This window comes from Tardiphaga sp. 709, from assembly GCF_032401055.1.
GTDB lineage: Bacteria > Pseudomonadota > Alphaproteobacteria > Rhizobiales > Xanthobacteraceae > Tardiphaga.
This window is the reverse complement of the sequence record NZ_CP135529.1, coordinates 914,299-940,298: the sequence shown is the minus strand read 5'-3', so window position 1 is coordinate 940,298 and position 26,000 is coordinate 914,299. Positions and strand designations below refer to the sequence as shown.

General features: G+C 61.7%; 19 protein-coding genes. 9 read left to right on the top strand and 10 right to left on the bottom strand.

What is annotated here, in order from left to right:
• Positions 1-51 precede the first annotated feature (51 nt).
• A complete protein-coding gene (locus RSO67_RS04880) occupies positions 52-1,020 on the bottom strand; it encodes an amidohydrolase family protein (protein ID WP_315842600.1) in 969 nt (322 codons plus the stop codon).
• 425 nt (positions 1,021-1,445) lie between these two features.
• Between RSO67_RS04880 and RSO67_RS04875 the strand changes: the two genes are divergently transcribed.
• A complete protein-coding gene (locus RSO67_RS04875; RefSeq protein ID WP_315842599.1) occupies positions 1,446-2,924 on the top strand; it encodes an MmgE/PrpD family protein in 1,479 nt (492 codons plus the stop codon).
• Between the two features lie 146 nt (positions 2,925-3,070).
• A complete protein-coding gene (locus RSO67_RS04870; RefSeq protein WP_315842598.1) occupies positions 3,071-4,552 on the top strand; it encodes an MmgE/PrpD family protein in 1,482 nt (493 codons plus the stop codon).
• Between the two features lie 29 nt (positions 4,553-4,581).
• Here the strand turns inward: RSO67_RS04870 and RSO67_RS04865 are convergent, their stop codons facing one another.
• Positions 4,582-5,883 carry a hemolysin family protein gene (locus RSO67_RS04865; protein WP_315842597.1) on the bottom strand — a complete coding sequence of 434 codons (1,302 nt, stop codon included), beginning with the start codon at positions 5,881-5,883 and terminating at the stop codon, positions 4,582-4,584.
• A 334-nt stretch (positions 5,884-6,217) separates the two neighbouring features.
• On the opposite strand from RSO67_RS04865, the gene RSO67_RS04860 reads away from it, so the two are divergent.
• From RSO67_RS04860 to RSO67_RS04850, 3 genes are read left to right on the top strand one after another with little or no spacing between them, the layout of a single operon-like run.
• Positions 6,218-7,390 carry an efflux RND transporter periplasmic adaptor subunit gene (locus tag RSO67_RS04860; RefSeq protein ID WP_315842596.1) on the top strand — a complete coding sequence of 391 codons (1,173 nt, stop codon included), beginning with the start codon at positions 6,218-6,220 and terminating at the stop codon, positions 7,388-7,390.
• A complete protein-coding gene (locus RSO67_RS04855) occupies positions 7,387-10,554 on the top strand; it encodes a multidrug efflux RND transporter permease subunit (protein WP_315842595.1) in 3,168 nt (1,055 codons plus the stop codon). The genes RSO67_RS04860 and RSO67_RS04855 overlap by 4 nt, the downstream gene beginning before the upstream one ends.
• A 51-nt stretch (positions 10,555-10,605) precedes the next feature.
• A complete protein-coding gene (locus RSO67_RS04850; protein WP_315842594.1) occupies positions 10,606-11,868 on the top strand; it encodes an adenylate/guanylate cyclase domain-containing protein in 1,263 nt (420 codons plus the stop codon).
• Here RSO67_RS04850 and RSO67_RS04845 read toward each other — a convergent pair.
• The 5 genes from RSO67_RS04845 to RSO67_RS04825 all read right to left on the bottom strand — a co-directional run bounded on the left by RSO67_RS04845 (position 11,865) and on the right by RSO67_RS04825 (position 18,457).
• Complete coding sequence (locus RSO67_RS04845) at positions 11,865-13,091, bottom strand: multidrug effflux MFS transporter (protein WP_315842593.1); 1,227 nt, start codon at positions 13,089-13,091, stop codon at positions 11,865-11,867. The two genes, RSO67_RS04850 and RSO67_RS04845, sit on opposite strands and share 4 nt — an antisense overlap.
• Positions 13,092-13,219: 128 nt before the next feature.
• On the bottom strand, positions 13,220-15,082 hold the full coding sequence (locus RSO67_RS04840; RefSeq protein ID WP_315842592.1) for a TRAP transporter large permease subunit: 1,863 nt from the start codon (positions 15,080-15,082) through the stop codon (positions 13,220-13,222).
• A complete protein-coding gene (locus RSO67_RS04835; RefSeq protein WP_315842591.1) occupies positions 15,079-15,747 on the bottom strand; it encodes a TRAP transporter small permease subunit in 669 nt (222 codons plus the stop codon). Before RSO67_RS04835 ends, RSO67_RS04840 begins: the two co-directional genes overlap by 4 nt.
• A gap of 118 nt (positions 15,748-15,865) precedes the next feature.
• Positions 15,866-16,999 (bottom strand): twin-arginine translocation signal domain-containing protein, encoded by a 1,134-nt coding sequence (locus RSO67_RS04830; RefSeq protein WP_315842590.1) that lies wholly within the window; start codon positions 16,997-16,999, stop codon positions 15,866-15,868.
• 198 nt (positions 17,000-17,197) lie between these two features.
• Positions 17,198-18,457, bottom strand: coding sequence for an MFS transporter (locus RSO67_RS04825; RefSeq protein WP_315842589.1), 1,260 nt, complete (start codon positions 18,455-18,457; stop codon positions 17,198-17,200).
• A 154-nt stretch (positions 18,458-18,611) separates the two neighbouring features.
• Between RSO67_RS04825 and RSO67_RS04820 the strand changes: the two genes are divergently transcribed.
• On the top strand, positions 18,612-20,006 hold the full coding sequence (locus RSO67_RS04820) for an Nramp family divalent metal transporter (RefSeq protein WP_315842588.1): 1,395 nt from the start codon (positions 18,612-18,614) through the stop codon (positions 20,004-20,006).
• A gap of 59 nt (positions 20,007-20,065) precedes the next feature.
• Here RSO67_RS04820 and RSO67_RS04815 read toward each other — a convergent pair whose 3' ends face one another.
• The 3 genes from RSO67_RS04815 to hemB form a co-directional block, all read right to left on the bottom strand.
• Positions 20,066-20,842: an arginyltransferase gene (locus RSO67_RS04815; RefSeq protein WP_089263842.1), complete on the bottom strand. Its 777-nt coding sequence runs from the start codon at positions 20,840-20,842 to the stop codon at positions 20,066-20,068.
• 99 nt (positions 20,843-20,941) lie between these two features.
• Positions 20,942-21,523, bottom strand: coding sequence for an RDD family protein (locus tag RSO67_RS04810; protein ID WP_315842587.1), 582 nt, complete (start codon positions 21,521-21,523; stop codon positions 20,942-20,944).
• Positions 21,524-21,649: 126 nt separating this feature from the next.
• Entirely contained in the window at positions 21,650-22,711 is a 1,062-nt protein-coding gene (hemB, locus tag RSO67_RS04805; protein WP_315842586.1) for a porphobilinogen synthase, read from the bottom strand.
• Between the two features lie 230 nt (positions 22,712-22,941).
• On the opposite strand from hemB, the gene RSO67_RS04800 reads away from it, so the two are divergent.
• The 3 genes from RSO67_RS04800 (at position 22,942) to ldtR (ending at position 25,894) form a co-directional block, all read left to right on the top strand.
• On the top strand, positions 22,942-23,421 hold the full coding sequence (locus tag RSO67_RS04800; RefSeq protein ID WP_089263845.1) for a DUF6163 family protein: 480 nt from the start codon (positions 22,942-22,944) through the stop codon (positions 23,419-23,421).
• A 55-nt stretch (positions 23,422-23,476) separates the two neighbouring features.
• Complete coding sequence (locus tag RSO67_RS04795; protein WP_315842585.1) at positions 23,477-25,042, top strand: AMP-binding protein; 1,566 nt, start codon at positions 23,477-23,479, stop codon at positions 25,040-25,042.
• A gap of 339 nt (positions 25,043-25,381) precedes the next feature.
• Positions 25,382-25,894: a transcriptional regulator LdtR gene (gene ldtR / locus RSO67_RS04790; RefSeq protein WP_068732529.1), complete on the top strand. Its 513-nt coding sequence runs from the start codon at positions 25,382-25,384 to the stop codon at positions 25,892-25,894.
• The last annotated feature ends 106 nt before the right edge of the window (positions 25,895-26,000 follow it).

Sequence of the window (26,000 nt, the reverse complement as noted above, 5' to 3'; positions counted from 1 at the left end):
GCGTCCTCACCACGAGGGCTGCAGATCTCGGCGCCAGATGGGCCGCGGCAGTTACGTCACCGGCGCGAACTTGAACAGCTTCTCTGGGTTGGTCACCAGCAGTTTGCGTTGAACCGCAGGATCCGGCGCGTAAAGCGGGATCAGATCCACCAACGTGCCGTCATTGGGCATGATCTTGACATTCGGATGCGGCCAGTCGGTGCCCCACAACACGCGGTCCGGCGCATTGTCGATCAACTGCTTCGCGAACAGCACGGAGTCATGGAATGGCGCTGCGCCAGCCGAGGCGCGTTCGAGACCTGTAATTTTCATCCAGCACTTATCGTCGCTGGCCTGCAGATCGAGCAGTGCCTTGAATTCGGGATCGTCGAGGCCCTTGGCGGCGCTGATCGTCCCCATGTGATCGATCACGTAAGTCACCGGGAGCGCTTTCAGGATCGGCACGAACTCACGGACTGTGCCGGCTTCGAGATAAATGTCCACATGCCAGCCGATGGCGGCGACGCGGTCGACCAGCGTACGGAAGACCTTCATGTCGCCGACGCCGCCAAGTCGTTTGAGGAAGGCGAAGCGGCAGGCGCGGATGCCGCCTTTGTCGAGCGCCATGAGATCGGCTTCCGACATGCTGTTGTTCACATTGGCGACGCCCCTGTACTTGCCGCCGCTCTGCGCGATCGCGTCGATCACCACGCGGTTGTCAAACCCATGGACGGTCGCATTGACGATGACGGCGCGTTCGACGCCGATCGCTTCATGCAGCTTGCGAAACATCTCAAGCGGAGCGTCAGGCGGCGAGTAGGGGCGCTTGGGCGAGAATGGATACACCGCGGCAGGGCCAAAGATGTGTGTATGTGTATCGACGCTTCCGGCGGGCGCGCGGAATTTTGGAGGAATTGTATTGAGATCGGGGCCTGCAATGGTGGGGATTGCGGGTTCGTCGGCAGCCTGCGCTATTCGGCTTCCAATCACATTTGTGAGGCCAAGTGATGCCATCGCGGCCAGAACGTCACGTCGGTGCATTTAATCTCCTTGCGTCTGCATGCGCTGCGGCATGCACCAGACGTGAATCGTCGGTGCATGTGTCGCCGTAGAGCGGCACCTGCAAATTTGTTGGCTGTCTAAACGATATATGTCTCTGCGGGAATGCGAGCAGCGCTCATGGCCCGGATGATAAATCTCTGCAGCGTTTCACCCTGAAAGTTATTTGTTGGAATCCAGAGCGCGCATGACGTGCAACGGAAACAGACCGCATCAAGGCTAGTGGGGGTGAATTTATGAAACAAATGAGAAATTCGGGATAATAGCGCTATCTCGTGCATATATTGCAAATCCGTAAGGTCGCCTGAATTCGAACTGCTTGCTATCGAATTGTAATATGCGTATCGCCGCAGCCCGACGAAGCGGCGCGTCGATCGCGCGAAGAATGATAGTTCGGAGAAAATCCCATGGCGTACACCAATCGCAGGACCATCTTGCAGGCAGCTGCTGCGCTCCCGGCTCTGGCTGCAGCGGGGCGTGGTGTCTTGGCTGCAGAGCCAGCTGCCAGTGAGGCGCCGAAGAAGGTCGCATCGGTTGCTCCGCCGCATGTGACGCAGATTCTCGCGCATTACATCGTCAATGCCAAATACGATGACCTTCCGGCTAATGTTCGCAAGGAAGGCGTGCGCACGCTGTTGAACTGGGTCGGTGTCGCCATTGGCGGTTCGCATCATCAGACGGTGGACATCGCGGCGTCGGCGCTGGCGCCATTCTCCGGTCCGGCGAAGGCCTCGCTGTTCGGGCGCAACGAACGCTTCGACATCATGAACGCCGCTTTCATCAATGGTGTCTCAAGTCACATCTTCGATTATGACGACACCCATCTGAAGACGATCATTCATCCGGCTGGTCCAGTCGCATCTGCGATTCTGGCGATTGCGGAAATGAAGCCGGTGTCCGGCAAGGATTTCCTCAATGCGCTGGTGCTCGGTATCGAGACCGAATGCCGGATCGGCAATGCCGTTTATCCGAACCACTATGACGTTGGCTGGCACATCACCGGCACCGCTGGCGTATTTGGCTCGGCCGCCGCGGCTGGCAAGCTGCTCGGTCTCAACGAACAGCAGATGATCTGGGCGCTGGGGCTCGCGGCCTCGCAGCCTGTGGGCCTGCGGGAGTCCTTCGGTTCGATGAACAAGAGCTTCAATCCCGGCCGTGCTGCCAGCAACGGCATCTTTGCCGCTATCCTTGCGTCAAAGAATTACACCGGCTCCGATGGCATGATCGAGGCCAAGCGCGGCTGGGCCAATGCCATCAGCACCAAGCAGGACTATGCCGAGATCACCGAGGGGCTCGGCAAGCGTTACGAGTCAGCGCTCAACACCTACAAGCCGTTTGCCTGCGGCATCGTCCTGCATCCGCTGATCGACGCGGCGATCCAGCTCAGGAATGAGAACAAGCTGACGCCGGATATGATCAAACAGGTCGACGTGAAGGTTCATCCGCTGGTGCTCGAGCTTACCGGCAAGAAGACCCCCAAGGAGGGGCTCGAAGGAAAATTCAGCGTCTATCATGCGGTTGCCATCGCCTTTATCGAAGGCGCCGGCGGCGAGAAGCAGTTCAGCGATGGGGCGGTGCGCGACGCGAAGACGATCGAATTGCGCGGCAAAGTCGTTCCGACTGTCGATCAATCGATCAAGCCGGAACAGGTCGAGATGTCCGTCGAGTTGAATGACGGGCGCGTGCTCAAGAAGCGGATCGAGCACGCCATTGGCAGCCTTGAGAAGCCCATGAGCGATGCCGATCTCGAACGCAAGTTCAAGGATCTCGCTGAAGGAATCCTGCCGCACAAACAGGCGGCAAAGGTGATGGATCTGTGCTGGAAAGTCGAAAGCCTGGCCAGCGCAGGTGACATCGCTCGGGCAGGCGCAAAGTCAGGCGCTTAGTAAATTCTGTCTTATCCATACGCTTACGTCATTGGTGCAGTGACGTAGGTGCGTCTACCGGAATACCGCGTTCCGGAATATGCGTCGTGTGAGGCGTCGTTGCCTCGAATTGGTCAACCAATCCACCTTCATCGTCAAAGGTTCACATGCCCCAGCGCCGTACGCCGTCACGCCGTCGCGTTCTTCAGTCCGCCAGTGCTCTCGCCGCATTGACGCTTTCGCCGCCCATCATTCGCAACGCTGCAGCGGCAGATGCGAAGGCTGCCGCGGCAGGTGCGGATGTCACCGGGCGTCTTGCGCGCTACATGGTCTCGGCGCGCGACAAGGCGCTTCCTGATGTGGTGATGACGGAATGCAAACACCGCATCCTCGATACCTTCGGCGCGATGGTCTCCGGCGCGCGGATGCATCCGGGCGAGATGGCCCTGAAATATGTTCGCGGGCTCGGCGGCGAACAGCAGGCGTCGGTGATCGGATCCAGTTTCCGCACTACCGCCGTCAACGCCGCGCTGGCCAATGCCATGTGCGCGCATGCGGACGAGACCGATGATTTCGAGCCGGTCACCAAGGCGCATCCGGGAAGCGCTGTCGTGCCGTCCGCGCTGGCGATGGCGGAAAAGGAAGGTGGCCGGTCGGGCATCGAATTCATTCGGGCCGTGACGCTCGGATATGATCTCACTTGCCGGCTGCTGATGGCGCTTGGACCGGATCTCGTCCGTGGTTCGCATCGCAGTGCGGAGGGGACCAGCTCCACCTTCGGTTCTCTTGGTGCAGCGGCGTCGCTGGCCCGGCTGGACGAGAAGGGTATGCGCTATGCGATCTCCTATTCCTCGCAGCAGGTGGCTGGTCTGTGGAGCTGGGTGAAGGACGAGGATCACGTCGAGAAGGCTTTCGACTTCGCGGGCATGGGCGCCCGCAACGGCCTGACCGCCGTGACCATGGTTCAGGCCGGTTTGACCGGCGTTCATGACGTCCTCGATGGCACGCATAACCTGTTCATTGCGCTGTCCACGGATCCGAAGCCGGAAGAGATGCTCGCCGGTCTCGGCAGCCGCTTCTACGTCACTGAAACGGCGATCAAGACATTCTCGGTCGGCTATCCCATCCAGTCGCCTCTCGACGCCATCCTGACCCTGCGCAAGCAGAATGGCCTGACGCCGGGCAATGTGAAGAGCATCCTTGTCAAGATCCCGACCGATGCGACAGGGATCGTCGGCACCAGCGCGATGCCCGACGTCAACTGCCCGCATCTGGTGGCGGTCGCACTCGTCAAGGGTGCCGTGTCGTTCGTCGACAGCCATGACCAGGCACTGATGAAGGATTCCAAGATCCTTGAGCAGCGCGCCAAGGTAACCGTGGTCGGCGATAAGGCTCTGATGGACCCTGCCGCGCCGCGCGGCGCCATCGTCGAGGTGGAGATGATGGATGGCAAGAAGGTGGAGCACTTCACCAAGTTTCCGCCCGGCACCAAGGAAAATCCGCTGAGCACTGATGCGGTGAGTGCGAAGACACGCGATCTCATCGCGCCGGTTCTCGGGGCCGAAAAGGCGAAGAAGCTGATCGATCAGATCAACAATCTGGAGAAGGTCAAGGATATCCGCTCGCTGCGGCCACTGTTCACGGCCTGATACCCGATACGCGAAGCGCTGGGATCAATTTACCCCAGCGCTTCTTCCTTGACGCGGCTCGCCAGCACCTTGTCGATGCGACGGCCGTCGAGGTCCATGACCTCGAACCGCCAGGCATGCGAGACGATCTCGTCGCCGACCTCGGGAATCTTGCCGAATTCCTGCAGCAGGAAGCCGGCGAAGGTCTGATAGGGGCGCGACTGCGCGGGCAATTCGATGCCGAGCAGGGCAGCGAACTCCACCGCGGGCATCCAGCCCGAGATGAGGTAGGAGCCGTCCTCGCGTTTGTGGAAGGCGACCTCGGCCGGGCCTTCCTCGGTGTGGAAGGCGCCGACTATCGACTCCAGAATATCCGCCGATGTCACCACGCCCTGGAACACGCCGTATTCGTCATGTACGAGGCCGATATGGAATGGCGAGTCACGCAGGATCGCCACTACGTCGCGCGCATCGACGGTGTCGGGGATGACCGGCGCCTCGCGCACCAGCGCGCGGATGTCCGGCGTCTTGCCGCTCAAATACACATCGAGCAGATCCTTGGCCTGCACGATGCCGATGGCGGAATCGCCATCGCCATCGAACACCGCAAAGCGCGAATGCGAGCTGCCGGCGAGTTCGGCCTGGATGGTCTCGATGGGATCGGCAAGATCGATCATCGCCACTTCATGGCGCGGCGTCATGACGGCACCGACGGGCAGGTCGCCGAGGCGCATCACGCCTGCGATCATTTCCTTTTCGCCGGGCTCAAGCACGCCGGCGGTTTCCGCTTCGGTCACGAGCGTGCGGATTTCGTCTTCGCTGACCTTCTCCTCGGCTTCTCCGCGCTGCCCAAGTAGGAACAGGATCGCCTTGCCGGAGCGGTCAAGCAGCCACACCAGCGGCAGCGAGATTTTTGCGAGCAGCACCATGGCGGGCGCAACGTGCACCGCCACGGCCTCGGGATCGCGCAACGCGATCTGCTTCGGCACGAGTTCGCCGATGATCAGCGAGGCGTAAGTAATGATCGATACGACGATGCCGACGCCGAGCGTATCGGCGAGGCCTTTTGACACGCCAAGGTCAAGCAACAGTACCGTGAGACGCTGGCCCAGCGTCGCACCGGAGAAGGCGCCCGACAGGACACCGATCAGCGTGATACCGATTTGTACGGTGGAGAGGAACTTGCCCGGATCGGAGGCCAGCGTCAGTGCGCGGCGTGAACCTGTCACGCCTTTTTCAACCAAAGCGGCGAGGCGGGCAGGACGGGAGGATACGATCGCCAGCTCCGACATTGCGAGCAGGCCGTTGACGACGATCAGGACCGCAACGATCCCGAGTTCGAGAGATAACACCTTGGTTCCTTCTGGTGATGGAAACGCAAATCTAGTCGATCCGGCGGGATCCCGCCATGGTACAAGCCCGAGGCGACACATGGGCTCATCCCGTTGGAATCACGGCGATGGGCTAATTCCAGGTGGGGCAAATGGCAGCGGAGGTCGCTTTCCCCTCATTCGCGGCCTCATTTATCAAACTTTTGTGCGGTCTCGCCGCATTGTGTGACGCGGCGGAGGCCCACAACTGCTGCCCCAACTTGGGATTGTGATCGCCGCCGTCAAAAAATTCGACGTGTCGCAATTTTCATGTACCATTGATTTTGGTCAGTTTGTTTCGCTGGGGGCATTTGTGTTGATTTGCTTCAGATCGATCTTTCCTGCCGTCTCGTCCGTCATCGTACTTCTGCTTCTCGCAGGTTGCGGCAAGAAGGAGGAGGCAGCGGCACCGCCGGCGCCACCGGTCACGGTTGCCAATCCCGTCAAGCGGATGACAACTGACTGGGATGAATTCACCGGTCGCTTCGATGCGGTCGACCAGGTGCAGGTGCGTGCGCGGGTCACGGGCTTCATCACCAAGGTAACCTTTGTCGACGGCGCCGTCGTCAAGACCGGCGATGTGCTCTACGAGATCGATCCGCGGCAATACGAGGCGACGGCAGAGCAGGCGCAGGGGCAGCTCGACGATGCCAAGGCCAAGGTCGTTCTGGCAGAGAAAGAACTTGAGCGCGCCACAACGCTGATCAAGACCCAGGCGATCTCCGAAAACATCGTCGATCAGCGAAACCAGCAGCTCGCGGCGGCGCAGGCTGCGGTTTTGCAGGCCGAAGGCGCCTTGAAACTGGCCAAGCTCAATCTCGAATATACCAAGGTTGTTGCGCCTATCGATGGCCGCGTCAGCCGGCATCTGATCAGCGTCGGTAATCTCGTGCAGGGCAGCGACAGCGGTGCGACGGTGCTGACCTCGATCGTGTCGATGGCGCCGATCTATCTGTATTTCGACATGGACGAGTCGATCTATCAGCGGAACAGCCGGCTGTGGTTCGAGGGCAGGCGACCAAGTTCGCGGGATACGCCCAATCCGGTGCAGATAACACTGACCGGTGATACCAAGCCGTCGCGCGAAGGCAAGATGGACTTCCTCGACAATCGCCTCGATGTCGGCACTGGTACGCTCCGCGGCCGCGCCATCGTTGAAAATAAGGACCTCTCGATTCTGCCCGGCCAGTTCGCTCGCCTGCGTGTCATCGCCAGCGGCGAATATGACGCGCTGCTAGTGCCCGACACGGCTATTGCGACCGATCAGTCGCGCAAGATCGTGATGGTGGTGAAGGCCGACGACACGGTTGAAGCGCGACCGGTGGTTCTGGGGCCGCTGGATGACGGGTTGCGTGTCATCAGGGAGGGTCTGAAACCCGATGATCGGGTGATCGTTGACGGGCTGCAGCGGGCGCGGATCGGCGCCAAGGTGTCGCCAAAAGTGGCGGATGCCAAGCCTGCTACTCCAGCTACCGGCGCCAAGCCATGAATTTGGGCAGCCTATCCGTCAATCGCCCGATCCTCGCGATGGTGCTATCCATCGTACTGATCATCGTCGGTGCGCTCGCTTACACCACGTTGCCGGTGTCGGAATATCCAGAAGTCGCGCCGCCCACGGTCGTGATCACCACGCAGTATCCGGGTGCGTCCGCGCAGACCGTATCCGAGACGGTGGCGACGCCGATCGAGCAGGAGATCAACGGCGTCGAGGACATGCTGTATCTGTACAGCCAGGCGACCTCGAACGGCCAGCTCAACATCACCGTCACTTTCAAGCTCGGCACTGACCTTGATAAGGCGCAGGTGCTGGTGCAGAACCGCGTGGCCATCGCCCAGCCGCGTCTGCCCGAGGAAGTCCAGCGCAACGGTGTCGTCACCCGCAAGAACAGCCCCGACCTGATGATGGTCGTGTTCATGCTGTCGCCCGACGACACCTACGACCAGCTTTATATCTCCAACTATGCGCTGCGCCAGGTGCGCGATCAGTTGTTGAGGCTCAATGGTGTCGGCGATATCCAGATATTCGGTGCACGTGACTACTCGATGAGGCTGTGGCTCGATCCCGACAAGATCGCCAATCTCGGCATGACCGCGGGCGACGTCATCACCGCCATCCGCGCACAGAACATCCAGATCGCCGGTGGCCAGATCGCGGAGCCGCCGATCTCCGACCGTGCCTTCTCGCCGAACCTGACCTTTACGGGTCGTCTCAAGGATCAGTCCGAATTCGGCAACATCGTCATCAAGGCCGGCAGCGATGGTCGCACTGTGCGATTGCACGATGTTGCGCGGATCGAACTTGGCGCGCTGTCCTATGCGACCAACAGCTTCCTTCTGAAAAAGCCGGCGGTCGCGCTCGCGGTCTCGCAGCGGCCGGGATCGAATGCGCTCTCCACGGCGAAAGCCATCTCCGATACTATGGTCAAGCTGAAAGCCGATTTCCCGAAAGGTCTCGAATATAATATCGGCTATAATCCGACTGAATTTATCGCACAGTCCGTCAGTGAGCTGATCAAGACGATCTACGAGGCCATGGTGCTGGTCGTGATCGTCGTGCTGGTCTTCCTGCAGGGTTGGCGGCCGGCGATCATCCCCATCATCGCCATCCCGGTGTCGCTGGTGGGCACTTTCGCGGTCATGGCGGCGCTCGGCTTTTCGATCAACAATCTGACGCTGTTTGGGTTGGTGCTCGCTGTCGGCATCGTGGTCGACGACGCCATTGTTGTGGTGGAGAATGTCGAGCGGCATCTCGCCGAAGGAAAGACCCGACGTGACGCGGCACTGCTGACCATGAACGAGGTCGGCGGTGCGCTGATCTCGATTGCGCTGGTGCTGTGCGCGGTGTTCGTGCCGACGGCGTTTATTGGCGGAATATCCGGCCAGTTCTTCCAGCAATTCGCCGTCACCATCGCTGTCGCGACGGCGATCTCCTGCTTCTGTTCGCTGACCTTGTCGCCGGCTTTGGCCTCGATGATCCTCGAACAGCATCACGAGAAGAAACCGCCCCCAAGCTGGAACGTGGTTGCGCGTGGCTGGAACGCGTTCACCGGTCTGTTCAATCGCGGCTTCGACCGGCTGTCGCACGCCTATGGCACCGCGGCCGGCTTTGTGATCCATCATCTGGCACTGATGCTCGTCGTCTATGCAGTCCTGATCGGCACGGCTGGCTGGCTGATTTATGCGACGCCGCAGGGTTTCATTCCCGCGCAGGATCGCGGCTATGTCATTGTCGTCGTGCAATTGCCCGGCGCGGCATCCCTCAGTCGCACCACGGAGATCGTGCGACAGATCGAGCGCATCGCGCTTGAAGTCCCGGGCGTCGTTCGCGTGCCATCCTTCGCCGGCTTCAACGGTGCGACGCGTACGCAGGCCTCAAATGCTGCGGCGTTGTTCCCTGTATTTGACGATGCAGAGGAGCGCGCGAAACATGGGAACACCGCGACCAAGATCACGGCCGAATTGCGCAAGCGATTGGCCGCTATCGAAGGCGCGCTGGTGATCGTGGTGCCGCCGCCCGCGGTGCCGGGTATTGGCACCGGTGGTGGCTTCGCCATGCGCATTCTCGACAATCAGGGCCGGGGTCCTGACCTCCTCGAGAAGGCGACCGAAGAACTGGTCAATGCCGCGCGCAAGGCGCCCGGTCTCACCGCCGTCTTCTCGCCCTTCAGTGCGAACACGCCGCAGGTGTTCGTCGAGATCGACCGCCAGAAGGCGCAGATGCTCAATGTGCCCGTTCAGAACGTCAATGAGGCGATTCAAACCTATTTCGGTTCGGCCTATGTCAACGACTTCAATATCCTTGGCCGCACCTATCACGTCACGGCGCAGGCCGATCTGCCGTTCCGCAAGGAGCGGTCTGATTTGACGCGGCTGCAGACCCGCAATGCCGATGGCAACATGGTGCTGTTGGGTAGCGTGGTGAACTTCAGGGACACGGCAGGCCCCGACCGCGTGCCGCGCTATAACCTTTATTCCGCCTCCGAAATCCAGGGTGATACGCTGCCCGGCGTCAGCTCGACGACGGCGCTCAATACCATGAAGAAGCTCGCCGACGAGACGCTGCCGAGCGGCTTTACCTTCGAATGGACTGATCTGTCCTATCAGCAGGTGACCGGAGGCAATGCGGGCCTCTACGTGTTCCCGATCTGCGTGTTGTTCGTCTATCTCGTTCTGGCTGCGCAATATGGCAGCTGGTCGCTGCCCTTTGCGGTCATCCTGATTGTGCCGATGTGCCTGTTTGCGGCAACCATCGGCGTGCGGATCATGGGGCAGGACATCAACATCCTCACCCAGATCGGCTTTGTCGTGCTGGTGGGATTGGCCGCGAAGAACGCGATCCTGATCGTCGAGTTTGCCCGCGACATCGAGCAGGAAGGCCGCGATCAGCTCGAAGCCGTGATCGAGGCCTGCCGTTTGCGTATCCGCCCGATCCTGATGACCTCCTTTGCCTTCATTCTCGGCGTGCTGCCGCTTGTGATTTCGTCGGGCTCAGGCTCGGAGATGCGCCAGGCGGTCGGCGTCGCGGTATTTTTCGGCATGATCGGTGTCACGATCTTCGGCCTCGTTTTCACGCCGGTCTTCTACATCCTGATCCGGCGTCTGTTCCCCGGCTCCGTCGAGATCCACGCCAAGGAGCAAGGCGCGCATGGTTAAAGCGCCGCAGGATGGGTTTCGCAAAAGCTCAACCCATCCTACAAGTGTCTCATGGAAACTGCCGCACGCATTGAACTGATGAGCTGGCTGGTCGGCGAGGGTCTGACCGGCCTTCCCGAAAACGACCTGATCCGTGGCTTCTGCGAGCGCTGCCGTGCCGGCGGCGTCGATGTATCCCGTGGCCTCGTCTTCATTGACACGCTGCATCCGATCTTCGAGGGCCGTGGCTTCCGCTGGAACGACACGGCCAGCAACGAGAGCGACGTGTTCGAATACGGCTCGACCGAGATCGGCGAGGCCGCCGCGAACTGGCGACGATCGGTGTTCTTCCACATGCTGGAAGAGGGGCACGACGAATTGCGGCTCGATTTGCACGCGCCCGGGATCGCCGACCGCTTCTCGATGGTTAGCAGCTTGCAGGAAGGCGGTCACCGCCACGGCGCCGTGTTCCTGCACAAGTTCGGCGAGGCTGGCTCGATGGGACAGATGGATTGCCTCTATTCGTATTGGGCCACGCGCCATGAAGACGGGTTCGACGAGCGCCAGATGTCGGCGCTGCGCGAACTGGTGCCGATGCTCGGTCTCGCCATCAAGTCGGGAGCCCAGATGGAGATCGCGCGCACGCTGGGCCGGGTCTATCTCGGCCGCGATGCCGCCGAACAGGTTCTCCGCGGCAAGATCGCGCGAGGCGTCACTGAGCGTATCAATGCGGTATTGTGGTTTTCCGACCTGCGCAACTCCACGGGGATCAGCGAGGCGATAGGACCGGACGAGATCATCCCGTTCTTGAATGACTATGCCGAAGCCTCGATCGCTGCGATCCATGATGTCGGCGGCGACGTGCTCAAGCTTATCGGTGACGGCATTCTGGCGATGTTCACCGGCGACGACATGGTGAAGGCGAAGCGTAACGCCTTGCGCGCCGAACATCAGTTCCGCAAGAATATCGCCAAGCTGAATGCGAAACGATTGGCGGCGAACCGGCCGATCACCACGGCCTATGTTGGTCTGCATGAGGGAGAGGTGTTCTACGGCAATATCGGCAGCGACGACCGGCTCGATTTCACTGTGGTTGGTCCCTCGGTCAACGAGGTGAGCCGCATCGCTTCCATGTGCTCGTCGGTCGATCGGCCGCTGCTGACCTCGTCCGCGTTTCAGGCCGGGCTCGATGGTGCTGGTCGCAAATATCTGGTCTCCACGGGCCGCTACGCCTTGCGCGGTATCGGCCGTGCGCAGGATCTCTACACGCTGGATCCCGAGATCGACAGCGACGAAGTCGTGCGCGGTGGCTATGAGCGCTATCTGGCCCGTTAGCTAACCGCAATGGTTGGCTGGCGCATCGCGTAGAGTACGATAGCGATCAGGCAGGCTGCACCGAGAACGATGCCGAGCGCCAATGCGGCCTGCGGCACGATCGTGGCCGACAGGGATACGCCGATCGCGGCCCCCATCATCTGCCAGAAGCCGAGCAATGCCGAGGCGGCGCCGGCATGGGTGCCGAACGGCGACAGCGCCTGCGCCGTGCCGAGCGGATTGACCACGCCCATGCCCAGCAGGAACACGCAGGTCGCGGCGATGAAGGTGACGACGTTGCCGTGGAAGTAGGCGGTCGCGAGCACCGCGATGCTGCCGATGAACGCGATCAGCAATCCATAGCGAATGGCCCGATCCAGCCCGAAGCGGGGGGCGAGGCGCGCGGCCAGCATGCCGGAGCCGAACACGACCAGCACGGTGCCTGCAAAGAACAGCCCGAGTGCAATCGGTGTGAAGCCGTAGCCCTCGATGAGGATGCGAGGTGCTGCGGAGAAGATCGAGAACAGTCCACCCATGATCAGGCCCACTGTGGCAGCGGGGATCAGGAAGTGGCGGTTCACCGAAAGTTTGAGATAGGTTGCGCTGACGGCGAGCGGATTGAGTGGGATACGCGTCGTGTTGTGGGTTTCGCCGAGCACCAGGATATAGCTGAGAGCCGACAACACGGCGAAGGCGCCGACGAAAACAAATTCTGAACGCCATCCGAAAAAATAATCGAGTCCGCCGCCGAGCAGCGGCGAGAAGCCAGGGGCTGCGGCCTGCGCGATCATCACCAAGGTTAGTGCGCGCGCCAGCGCTGCGCCGCTGAACAGATCGCGAGCGATCGCGCGCGAGAGAACCGAAGTCGAACAGGCACCAGCGGCCTGGATGGCACGGCCGATCAGCAGCGAAGGAAGATCAGTCGAGACGCCACACCAGATGCTGCCGATGATGAAGACAGCGAAACCGGCCAGCACCGGCATGCGACGCCCGTAACGGTCGGAGATCGGCCCGACCAGCAATTGCCCAAGCGCGAAGACCAGCAAAAACACCGTGATCGATGCCGTGACCGCGGGCGTCGTCACCTGCAACGATACCGCCATCTGTGGCAGCGATGGCAGCAGGATGTTGGTCGCCAGGGTGCCCATCGAGGCCAGCCCCGCGAGGACCGCGATCTGCAGCGCGGTGGAGGATGCTTCCTGCGGCGGGGTGTCTGCCATGGCGTCTGCCGTGCGGTCGGTCATATGATGATCCTCATTTTATGAATGATGTACATCATATAAAGCGGCCTGCAAAGAGCAGGGCAGTCATGCGGTATTCCGGGAAGACGGGTGCCACCGCCGCGTTCCCGGCGGTGGTCGCGGCCGATGGATCAGTTGCCGTACAGGTAATTCGGCAGCCACAGCGTCAGGCCGGGCCAGATATACATCAGCACCATGCAGATGATGACGATGAGCATATAGGGCATCATGCCGGAGAAGATCTGGTTCAGCGTCACATGTGATGGCGCGACGCCCTTCAGATAGAAGGCGGACATCGCGACCGGCGGCGACAGGAAGGCGGCCTGCAGGTTCACGAAGACGAGCACGCCCCACAGGATCGGGTCGATGCCGAAATGCTTCAGCATCGGCAGGAAGATCGGCACGAAGATCACGATGATCTCGGTCCATTCCAGCGGCCAGCCGAGAATGAAGATGATGGCCTGCGACAGGATCATGAACTGGACCGGCGTCAGGTTCAGCGACAGCACCCAGCTCTCCAGCAGCGCCTGTCCGCCGAGAATGGCGAACACCGCGGAGAACAGCGCCGATCCGACGAACAGCCAGCACACCATGGATGTGGTCTTGGCGGTCAGGAAGACGGCTTCCTTGGTGCGCTTCCAGTTTAGCGTGCGCGCCTGGAAGGCCAGCAGGAACGCGCCGGCAGCGCCGACGGCGGCGGACTCCGTTGCCGTGGTGATGCCGAGCAGGATCACGGCCAGAACGATGGCAGTCAGGATGCCGAGCGGCATGACGGACGATGTCAGCAGCCGCAGTACCTCGAACTGCGCGGCGCCCATGGTCCAGTAGTAATAGAACAGCATCAGGGCGATGATGGCTGCTGTGAAGGCGAAGTAGGTGTAGAATTCCGGCGGCGGTCCGGCATCGACCGGCGCATTCGTCGGACTGTTTTGCAGATCGGTGTTGCCCATCTGCTGCAGCACCTCCGGTTCGCTCTCCTTGGCCGAACCCGATTGCGCGGAGCCCAGCTCCTCCAGTTTTTCTTCTTCAGGTGCGACCGCGCCGGCATCGCGGGACTGAACCCGCTCGGTGATCGCGGCGGGCGCGGGGGCGTCGGGCTGCGGATGTATGACGACATACCACCACGCGGCCCATAGTGTGGTCAGCGCCAGGACCAGCGGCACCAGAGCAAAGCCGAGATTCTTCAGGATCGTCGTGTAGCTGACCCGCACGCCGTCCACGGTCAGGGCCATGGCGCGCGACGGCGCTACGGCCGCCGTCAGCAGAGCCGGCAGCATCTTGTGCGAATAGGCTTGCTGCAGATCGGCGATCCACGGCCGGACGGGCACGCGCGTTTCGCTCTCGGGCAGCTTCGGCGCGATCTTCGGGTTAATGAGCGCCCAGCCGATGATGTAGACGAGATAGAGGAAGGCCAGAAAGAAGCCCGGAAACATCGCGGCGGCATAGAGCTTCACGACAGACTGTCCGGCGACGGCGGCATAGACGATGATCATCACCGATGGCGGGATCAGGATGCCCAGCGTGCCGCCGGCCGTGATCACGCCGGACGCCAGCTTGACGTCATAGCCGGCCTTCAGCATCGGATTGAAGGCGATGACGCCCATCAGCACGACGACGGCGCCGACCAGACCGGATGCTATGCCCCAGAAAGTGCAGACGATCAGCGTCGCCACCGCCAGCGAGGCCGGGACGCGGCGGAAGGCCAGCTGGATCGAATAGAACATCTTATCGACCAGGGCGCCGCGTTCCATCACATAGCCCATCAGCACGAAGAGCGGGATGGAGATCAGGACGTCGTTGGTCATGGCGCCATATGTGCGCTGGACCATCAGATCGAAGATGTGGTTGTCGGCCCAGGATTCGCCTGCCCGGTAATAGGCGAAGAAGCCGAAAAACATGCCGAGACCCATCAGCGTGAAGGCCGTGGGGAAGCCCAGCATGATTACGACGACGATGAGGACGAGCATCAGGAGGCCAAGTGCGGGATCACTCATTTCTGCGTCTCCCCGCCCATGCCGCGCTGTCGCGCGCTTTCCTCGATCTCCTGCGCCTGGGCGATTGCATTCCTACGCACGTCGTCATCGACGTGTTCGCTATGTGCGAGCTGTTCCTCGACGACATCGATCTCGGACACATCCTTGAGCCGGCTCGGCCACACGCCGGTCTTCAGGCAAATCGCGGCGCGGGTGATTTCGGCGATGCCTTGCAGCAGCAGCAATGCGCCGGCCAGGGGGATCATTGCCTTGAAATGATAGACGGGCGGTCCGTCCGCCGTGACGTTGGAATGCTCGCGGATACGCCAGCTGTCGCCCGCATAGTCCCAGCCCGCATAAACCAGCGCGGCAATGCCGGGCAGGAAGAACACGATGTAGAGAACGAGATCGAGCGAAGCCTGCGTGCGCGGGCGCATCGAGCTGTATAGAAAGTCGCCACGCACATGGCCGTTCTGCGCCAGCGTATAGGCGCCGCACAGCATGAACAGCGTGCCATAGAGCATGTTCGACGCGTCGAAGATCCATGCCGTCGGCATGTTCAGCATATAGCGCTTGAACACTTCGGCGCAGACGAGGCCCATCAATCCCAAAATGAGCCAGGCCGCAGCCTTGCCGGCGAATGTGCTGATACCGTCAATGGAATGCAGGAAGCGCTGGGCAGTCATTTCATGGAGGCCAGTCTACAGGACATGTGGGCAGGTGAAGGTAGGCGATATCGGGCAACAGCAAAGCATCATCCGGGAGAGGGTCCCGGATGATGCGAGATACGTGTGCCTGATGGCGTCAGGTCTTCTTCTTCGCGTTCGGGCCGAAGTAATGATTATAGGCCATGCGGCGATTCACGACCGTGTCCTGCTCCCACTGCGTGGCGCGCTTGGCGAAGGCCTGCTGGGACTCGGAGATTTCCTTGAAGAGGGGATTTTCGGCCGACTTCTTGGCGACGACCTCGTCATAGACTTCGAGCTGCTTCTGCAGGATCGAGTCCGGCGTCTTGTAGAACTTGACCTTGTCCTTGCTCTGCATCTCCGCATAATCCTGCGAATAGCGGTCGATGGCCTTCCAGGACATTTCCTGACCGGCCGCATCGGCGGCGCCCGCGATGATGGCGCGCAGCTTCTCGGGCAGGACGTCATATTTGGTCTTGTTGAACAGGATCTCGAACTGTTCGGCGTTCTGGTGGTAGCTCTGCAGCATGCAGGTCTTGGATACGTCGGGAAAACCGAGGATGCGGTCCGACGAGGCGTTGTTGAATTCTGCGGCATCGAGCAGGCCGCGGTCCATCGCCGAGACGATTTCGCCGCCGGGCAATGCGTTCACCGCGGCGCCCAGACCAGTGAATACGTCGATGGAAATGCCGACGGTGCGGAATTTCACACCCTTGAGATCATCGGCCTTGGTGATCGGCTTCTTGAACCAGCCGAGTGGCTGGGTCGGCATCGGCCCGTAAGGCAGCGACACCACATTCGCGCCGATCGACGCGTAGAGCTTGGCCAGCAGCTCCTTGCCGCCGCCGAATTTGTGCCAGGCCAGCAGCATGTTGGCATCCATCGCATAGGCCGGGCCGGAGCCCCACAGGGCCAGCGCGGTCTGCTTGCCGTAGTGATAAACCATCACGCCATGGCCGCCGTCGAGCGTGCCTTTGGAGACCGCATCGAGCAGGCCGAAAGCCGGGACTACGGCGCCGGCCGGAAGCACCTCGATCTTGAGGTCGCCGCCGGTCATGTCGTTGACCTTCTTGGCGTAGTCGAGCGCGTATTCGTGGAAGATGTCCTTGGCCGGCCATGTGCTCTGCCAGCGCATGCTGATCGGGCCCTGCGCCTGGGCGATTGCCGGTGCTGCTATGCTTGCGGCAGCGCCGGCTGTGGCGACTTTCAGAAAGCGGCGCCGAGATGGAGTCCTGTCCTTGGATGAAGCCATTGTGTTCTCCCCGAATGGTCGTCCTTTTGCGGACTGACCTTGTTGATTGATAGCAAGACAAAGGCGTGCCTCGGGGTTTGGCAAGAATGTTCGCAGCGCTGCGACGCTTGGACGCGGCGTAACTATACTAACTATCCGTGCTGCGGTGCGGGGAGATCGTGAGCGAGCGCGAACTACAGATAAACTAAACCGAGCCTGTTAGACTTTCGTCGGAACGCATCCGGTCAAATCGCCGACCATATCCGGCTGCCGTTCCAGCGTCACTGCAGGCGAAGTCAGGATCACCACGGCCTGCCAGGCGAAACCCGCGACGGCGAGATAGAGGCACGCCTCCGCGTGATAGAGCCCGCCGATAACGGCAGCGATACTGGTTCCGATCGGGCGGGCGCCATAGCTCAAGATGTTGATCGCGGAGACGCGTCCGAGCAGGCTTGGCGGCGTTACCGACTGTCGCAACGTTGCGGTCGAGATCACCCACAGGATCGGGCCGACGCCGAGCAGGAAGAAGCTCAGGCCAGCCAAAGCCGGCGAGGGGATCCATGTGGTCAGTGCCATCACGACGGAGGCAACGAAGCCGGTGACGGGGCCAAGCGCGATCACGGTGCCGAACGGCAACCGCTTCATCACACGTGTTGCCAGCAGTGCGCCGATCACCATGCCGACGCCATACATTGCGAGTGTCACGCCGACGCCGGAGGCGGAGAGACCGAGATGGCGAACCGCGTAAGGCACGAACACTGCCAGCACCATGAAGGACGCTGCGCTGAAGATGAACTGTGTGATGAAGACCGGCCGCAAATACCGATGATAACAGACGAAGGACAGGCCTTCGGCGATATCCTGCATCGGCTTGCGTTGTTGGATGGTTGTGCGCGTGGGCTCATGGATGCCCGATAGCAAGGCGACAGCGATGATCGACAGCGCTGCGGCAAAGCCGAAGGCAGGCGCGGCGCCAGTGAAGCCCACAAGCGCGCCTCCGATGGCAGGACCACTTGCAAAAGCGACGGTGCGCGCGAGTTCTATCCGCGCATTCGCCGCGCCGAGCAACTGCGGCACGACCAGCGATGGCACAAGCGACGGCGCGGCGACGCTGTAGACGACGGTGCCGCACACCGCGACGAAGCCGAGCAAAGCGAGCAGCGGCATCGTCAGCGCGCCGAACCAGATCAGCCCTAGCGTCAGCAACAGTGCGATCGCGCGCAGCGCCTCAGCTCCGGCCATCAGGGTGCGGCGCGACATCCGGTCGGCGAGCAGGCCGGCGGGAATGGCGAACAGCACGAAGGGCAGGGTCAGCGCGGTCTGCAGCAATCCGGTTTGGCCCTCGCCGACGCCGAGCAACAGCACCGCGACGATCGGCGCCGCCGCCAGCGCGATCTGCTCGGCCGATTGGGCAGCGAGATTGGACCAGGCGAGTCGGTTGAAGGTGTCAGGCAGTCGGTCAATGGAGGAGTGGGACATGGCGATTCCTGTCTGTGACAGCCACCATGGGGTCCGGACGAGCACGCAGCCACCCGATTACTGAGCGCGCGCGGCAACAGGCAGCGCCCACCAACCGACTAGATGCAGTTGCAAATGAGTTGCAACAAGGGAGGGATTGCTCTATGCAGCTCTGATGGATGCACTTTCGCCGAAAACCTCGCCCGATTCGTCAACGTCTCCAATCCCCGGCAGCGTTTCAGACGCGGCCGGCTGGCGCTCCGGCCTTGGCGGGGATTTCCGGCGGAGCCTTTCGGAGGTCAATTCGTCGATCCCGGTTCCGATCGGTGGCCACTGGTTTCGGCGGCTGCTGGCGTTCGCCGGACCGGGTTACATGGTCTCGGTCGGCTACATGGACCCCGGCAACTGGGCGACCGATCTCGCGGGTGGCTCGAAATTCGGCTACACGCTGCTCTCGGTGATCCTGCTGTCAAACGTGATGGCGATCCTGCTGCAGGCACTGGCCGCGCGTCTGGGCATCGTCACCGACCGCGATCTGGCGCAGGCCTGTCGCGACAGCTTTTCCCGCCCGGTCAACATCATGCTGTGGCTGGCCTGCGAGACCGCGATCATCGCCTGCGATCTGGCGGAAGTGATCGGCACTGCGATTGCGTTGCAGCTGCTGTTCGGCATTCCGCTGATCGGGGGCGCGCTCATCACCGCGCTGGATGCCTTTTTGCTGCTGTTGCTGATGAACAAGGGCTTCCGTTTTCTCGAAGCTTTCGTGATCGCGCTGCTCATCGTCATCGCAGTCTGTTTCACGGTTCAGATTGTTGCCGCGGCTCCGCCCGTGGCTGCAGTGCTGAGCGGCTTCCTGCCGTCCACCGCGATCGTGACCAATCCCGAAATGCTGTACATTGCGATCGGCATCATCGGAGCGACCGTGATGCCGCATAACCTCTATCTGCATTCGTCGATCGTGCAGACCCGTGCCTATCCGCGCACCGATGAGGGCCGCCGCGACGCGATCAAGTGGGCGACGACGGACAGCACCATCGCGCTGATGCTCGCGCTGTTCATCAATGCGGCGATCCTCATCGTCGCGGCGGCGTCCTTCCATACCAGCGGTCATGCCGATGTGGCCGAGATCGGTCAGGCTTACGAGTTGTTGTCGCCGTTGCTAGGTCTCGGCATCGCATCGACGCTTTTTGCGATCGCACTGCTGGCATCCGGCCTCAACTCGACGGTGACGGCAACGCTGGCCGGCCAGATCGTGATGGAGGGCTTTCTCCGGCTGCGCCTGCCGAACTGGGCGCGCCGGCTCGTGACTCGCGGCATCGCCATTGTCCCGGTCGTGGTCGTCACCGCGCTCTACGGCGAACGCGGCACCGGACAACTCCTCGTCTTCAGTCAGGTCATCCTTTCGATGCAGCTTCCATTTGCGATCATCCCGCTGGTGCGGTTTGTCTCGGATCGGCGAAAGATGGGTGACTTCGTAATTTCGCGGTCGGTCGCCACGGTGGCATGGATCATCGCTGGCATCATCGTGATCCTGAACTGCAAGCTGCTTTACGACACCTTTTTCGGCTGAAGGCCTGAAATCCCGGGCGGCCGCGGATGATGACGAAGGCTGATCGTCAGCCGGGCCAGCTAATCCTGCGGCTCGGGCATCGTCTCGCCTGTCGCATCGACACGCAGCCATCCTGATGGCGCCAGCCGCTGTTGCGGCAGATAGCGGCCCTTGTAGTCCATCTTCTTGGAGCCTTCGATCCAGTAGCCAAGATAGACGTAAGGCAGGCCGAGCCGCCTGGCGCGGGCGATGTGGTCGAGGATCATGAAGGTGCCGAGCGAGCGGCTTTCCTCGCCGGGCTCGAAGAACGAGTACACCATCGATAGCCCATCGCTGAGTACATCGGTCAACGCGACCGCGAGCAGGTCCTCGCCGCGTCCGGTGATGCCTGTATCGGGGCCGCGGCGGCGATATTCGATGATGCGGGTTTCGACGTGGCTGTCTTCCACCATCATGGCGTAGTCGAGCACGGTCATGTCGGCCATGCCGCCATGGCGATGGCGCTGGTCGAGATAGGCGCGGAACACCGAATACTGTTCGGAGGTCGGCACCGCGCTGCGCTGCTCGCCGATCACGTCCGCATTGCGTGCCTGGATCTTGCGGAAGTTGCGCGACGGCTTGAATTCATTGGCGATGACCCGGACGGAAACACAGGCGCGGCACTGGTCGCAGGCCGGGCGATAGGCGATCGACTGGCTGCGCCGGAAGCCGCCATGGGTGAGCAGGTCATTGAGATCGCCGGCCTTGTCGCCGACCAGATGTGTGAAAACTTTCCGTTCGTGCCGGCCCGGCAGGTAGGGGCAGGGCGACGGCGCCGTGAGGTAGAATTGCGGAGTGTCGCGGGAGTGCTGGGTCACGGGTTGCCGTCGGTCTCCGAAGCAGTTTGGCTTAGCATCGCGCCGGCCGGGCAAACGGTCAATCGCTTTGCCCGTCCAAGTTGGCGTCCTTCGCGGCTGTTAGTAGGCACGGCCGGGCGGCTGGGCGTAAGCGGCGCGGACCACGGAATTATTCACCACCACGGTGCCCAGCACGAGGTCGTGCAGCAACTGACGGCGGCCGTTGAGCAGGCCGACCACCAGCACCAGCGGCGTGAGTAGCGACACTGAGGCCCAGAACAGGACCGCGTGTGCGGCGCCAAGCACGAAGTAGCCCGGCGTGCCTGAGAAGGTGCGCATCTGCAGATCCATCATCCGCATGCCGACGGTGGCCGAATGCGGACCGCCCAGCGACATCCCGTAATAGACGACCGGCCAGATCACCGTCGCCGGCGAGATCAGCCAGAACAGCGCCCAGCCGAGGCCAAGGGTGACGACGCCAAATACTGCGATGAAGATGACGGCGAGTACGATCGGAATCGACAGCACCACGAGATCGATCAGGAAGGCGACAATGCGGCGCATCAGCACGCCGCGGAACAAATCCGGCTGCGCATAGGGGTCGAAGGCATGGGTGCGGGGCCGGGTACCGGCACTGCGCCAGATGTCGCCTTGCCAGCTTCCGTTGTTGGGGCCGCCAGCATTCGGGCCGGTATCAGACATGACGCATCCCTCCGTTTGCATCCTCACGGTCCATCACATGGATATCACCAGACCGCGCAACAAGTGCGGGGAATCGTTACAGACTGTCCATGACGTAAATCAGGCGAGGCTTGAGCGCGGATGCGCTCAGCGCAATGCCTTGATGCGTTCCGCGGCGTGCGGCGCGAAATAAGTCAGCACGCCATCGGCGCCGGCGCGCTTGAAGCCGAGCAGGCTTTCCATGATGGCGCGGTCACCGTCAATCCAGCCGTTGTTCGCGGCGGCCATGATCATCGCGTATTCGCCGGACACCTGATAGGCGAAGGTCGGAACCGCGAACGTGTCCTTCACGCGGCGCACAATATCCAGATAGGGCATGCCCGGCTTGACCATGACCATGTCGGCGCCTTCGGCGAGATCGAGTTCGACCTCGCGCAGCGCCTCGTCGGAATTGGCGCTGTCCATCTGATAGGTGCGTTTGTCGCCGGTCAGCGTCTTGGCCGAGCCGATGGCGTCGCGGAACGGGCCGTAGAAGGCCGAGGCATATTTCGCGGCATAGGCCATGATCTGCACGTCGAGGAATCCGGCTTCATCCAGCGCCTCGCGGATCGCGCCGACACGGCCGTCCATCATGTCCGATGGCGCAATGATATCGCAGCCGGCTTCGGCCTGGACCAGCGCTTGCTGGACCAGCACGGCGACGGTCTCGTCATTGAGGATCTTGCCGTTCTGGATCAACCCGTCATGGCCGTGGCTGGTGAACGGGTCGAGTGCCACGTCACAGAGCACACCGAGATCCGGGAATTCCTTCTTGATGGCGCGCACGGACTGGCAAACCAGATTGTTGGCGTTGCAGGCCTCGGTGCCCATCTCGTCGCGGAGCGACGGGTCGGTATAGGGGAACAGCGCGATGCAGGGGATATCCAGCTTCATGGCGCGCTCGGCATCGCGCACCGCCTGATCGACGCTGAGGCGCTCCACGCCGGGCATCGAGGCGATTGGCGCGCGCTGGTTGTCGCCGTCGATCACGAAGAGCGGCCATATCAGATCGTCGGTGGTCAGCACGTTCTCGCGGACCAGCCGGCGGGCCCATTCGGACTTGCGGTTACGGCGAGGGCGGGTGGTCAGGCCGAGGGAGGGGGCATCATAAGTAGCCGGGCGGGGGGCATGATCGCGCAATTCGATGGGGCGCCCGAACTTGATTGCCATAATACCGTCTCTCCCGCGGGCCTTCGTGAGGTCGAAAGCCCCTTAAATTCGACCTGTTCTAAGTCTAGCATCTTGATGTCCCGGCGTCACCTCGATCATGCACGTCATGCGCGCGCGACGTGACGGGCTGGGTCATTGATTTTGCAGGCCCAAAGGCTCACAAAAAGCCCCCATGAATCGCTCAAACCATCGCCCAAACGTCCAGTTCCCACCCGTGAGATCGCATTCGCATGTCTGAGCAGATGCCGCGCGACCTCGGGTCGAGAGACCCCACGTCGCGGGACCATGCCATGTCGGTTGCGGCGATCTCGTCCGGACGCATCGAATCCGACGAGAACATCTGGACCCGGCGCCTGGTCCTGTTCCTGCGCGTAATGGCCGTCGTCTCGATGATGCAGGGCCTCTATCACTGGGCGCAGGTCACCGGCTTTGTCGGCACCGAGGATGACGCCTTCGAGGTGCAGACCATGGGCTGGCAGACCGCCACGGTCTATTTCGCCGTCATCGAGCTGGTCAGCGCCGTCGGCCTCTGGCTCGCGACGCCGTGGGGCGCCGTCGTCTGGCTGACGACCGTGGTGTCCATGGCGGTCATCGAGCTGATGTTTCCGACCATCTATGGCGGCAATCTCCTGATCGTCGGCGTGCAGGCTGCGTTTCTCGCAGGCTACCTTGCGCTGGCATGGATGGCGGCGCGCGAACGGCCGCCATAGGCTCAGGACGTCAAGCAGAGGCCTCGCAGAAGGCCCTGCATTCAGGGAGGTCATTTTGAATCAGCTTTATTCCGGCGGCACCGCCGGCAGCCTCATCGTCAGTGCCATCGCCCGCTATGGCGATCGGCCCGCGCTCGCGGACGGCCATGTCCGCTGGAGCTACCGCGACTTCGGCGACGTGGTCGCGCGTTTCATCAGCCTGTTCCGCAGCCTTGGCCTGAAGAAGGGCGATGCGCTGTCCATTCTCTCCGGCAACCGCGCCGAGAGCTGGGCGGCGATTTCCGCTGCCGCCGTCATGGGCCTGCGCTACACGCCGCTGCACCCCATGGCCGCCGAAGACGATCACGCCTTCATTCTCGAGGACGCCGAGATCTCCGCGCTGATCGTGGAGGCCGGCAAGTTCGCCGCACGCGGCCTCGCGCTGCGCAGCCGCGTGCCGGGCCTGAAACATCTGCTGTCCTTCGGCGCGCTCGGTGGCGCGCGCGATCTCCTGGCCGAACTGCCCAATGCGACGCCGGCGCCGCTGGTGGATGAGAGCAGCACCGGCGATATCTGCTGGCTGGCTTATACCGGTGGCACTACGGGCCGCTCCAAGGGCGTGATGCTGCCGCATCGCGTGATCGTGGCGATGGCGCTGGCAATCTATGCCGACTGGGACTGGCCGGCCGAGATTCGCTACCTCGCCGCAACGCCGATCAGCCACGCCGCCGGCATCACGCTGTTTCCGGTGATGCTGCGCGGCGGTTTCGCGCGGCTGGTGCAGGGTTTCGATGTGGAAACCTATTGCCGCCTGGTGCATGAGGAGAAGATTACCGCGACCTTCCTGGTGCCGACGTTGATCTATGCGCTGATCGACGCGCCGGAGCTTCGCGCCAAATACGACATGTCGTCATTGCAGATGATCGTCTACGGCGCGGCGCCGATGTCGCCGGACCGGCTGCGCGAGGGCGTCGGCATTTTCGGGAATGTGTTCGTGCAGCTCTACGGCCAGACCGAAGCGCCGCAGATCATCACCACCATGCGCAAGATCGATCACGACGACAGCAAGCCGGGCCGTCTCGGTTCCTGCGGCCGCGCCAATCCGATGGTCGAGGTCAAACTGTTCGACGCCGAGATGCGCGAAGTGGCGACAGGGGAACCCGGCGAGATCTGCGTGCGCGGCTCGCTGGTAATGGATGGTTACTGGAAACGGCCGGATGCCACCGAAGACGCGTTCCGCGGTGGCTGGCTGCACACCGGCGATGTCGCGATAAAGGACAGCGACGGCTTCTTCTATATCGTCGACCGCACCAAGGACATGATCATCTCCGGCGGTTTCAATATCTATCCGCGCGAAGTCGAGGATGCCTTGATGGCGCATCACGCGGTGGCGTCCGCCGCGGTGATCGGAATTCCCGATGCGAAGTGGGGTGAGGCGGTGAAAGCCTTCGTGGTGCTGAAAGCCGGCGCGAATAATTCCGCGGAGGAACTGCAGGCGCATGTGAAAGACAAGCGCGGCGCGCCGTGGTCGCCGAAGACCATCGATTTCGTCGCCGAGATCCCCGTGACGGGCCTCGGCAAGATCGATCGCAAGGCATTGCGTGCGCCATATTGGGAAGGGCGAACGCGCGGAGTTGCGTAAAATTGTCGAATTAATTTTCGGGGCGTTGGCGGTAAGACTTCAGTCACCCTAACGCCCCGGTCACGAACCTTACGCGAGTGTTTCGAATTTTACGCAAGCTGTTCCGCTATGCGACAGATCGGGCGGACAAAGCTGGAACATGGGCTCCGCAGCGTGAATCAAACCTTGCGAAAACCCCTTGTTTCACCGGCTTAATCTCAGATTCACTGTCTCAAATTCATGATCTCTTTATTGTCTTATTTAAGCGGTTCTTCAAACGCTCCCCCTTAAGTTGGCCCTATCAGACGGGACACAAGTTTCGTCGAATAAGTCGATAAAAACGACAACAGGGGTAGTGTCATGATGAAGACCGTTGCGACGGTGGAAAGCGTCGATCTCGTTCCGGGCCAGGCGCCGGTTCAGCCGCTTTATCTGGAAGCCTTGACGTTGGTGGAGCGTCTGCATCGCCGCCTGCTCGATGTCATCAAGGATGAATTCGATCGCCGCGGTCGCGCTGATATCAATTCGGTCCAGGCACTGCTGCTCTACAATATCGGCGACAAGGAATTGACCGCCGGCGAGCTGCGTACCCGCGGTTACTATCTCGGCTCCAACGTGTCCTATAACCTGAAGAAGCTCGTCGAACTCGGCTTCCTCGATCATCAGCGCTCGCGCGTCGATCGTCGCTCGGTTCGCATTCGTCTGACGGCGCAGGGCCAGGAAATCCGCCACATCGTCGACGCGCTGTATCAGAAGCACGTCAAGACGGTCGAACAGGTCGGCGGCATCTCCAACGAAGAATTCGCGACCCTCAACAAGTCGCTGCATCGCCTCGAGCGCTTCTGGACCGACCAGATCCTGTATCGCCTCTGAGACCTCCAAGCTGCTTTGGGATTGCCCTCCTGAAGTCGTCGAAGTGCGCGCAAGACGCACGCGACATCTGACCTAAGCTTAAAGGCGCTTTCGAGCGCCTTTTCTA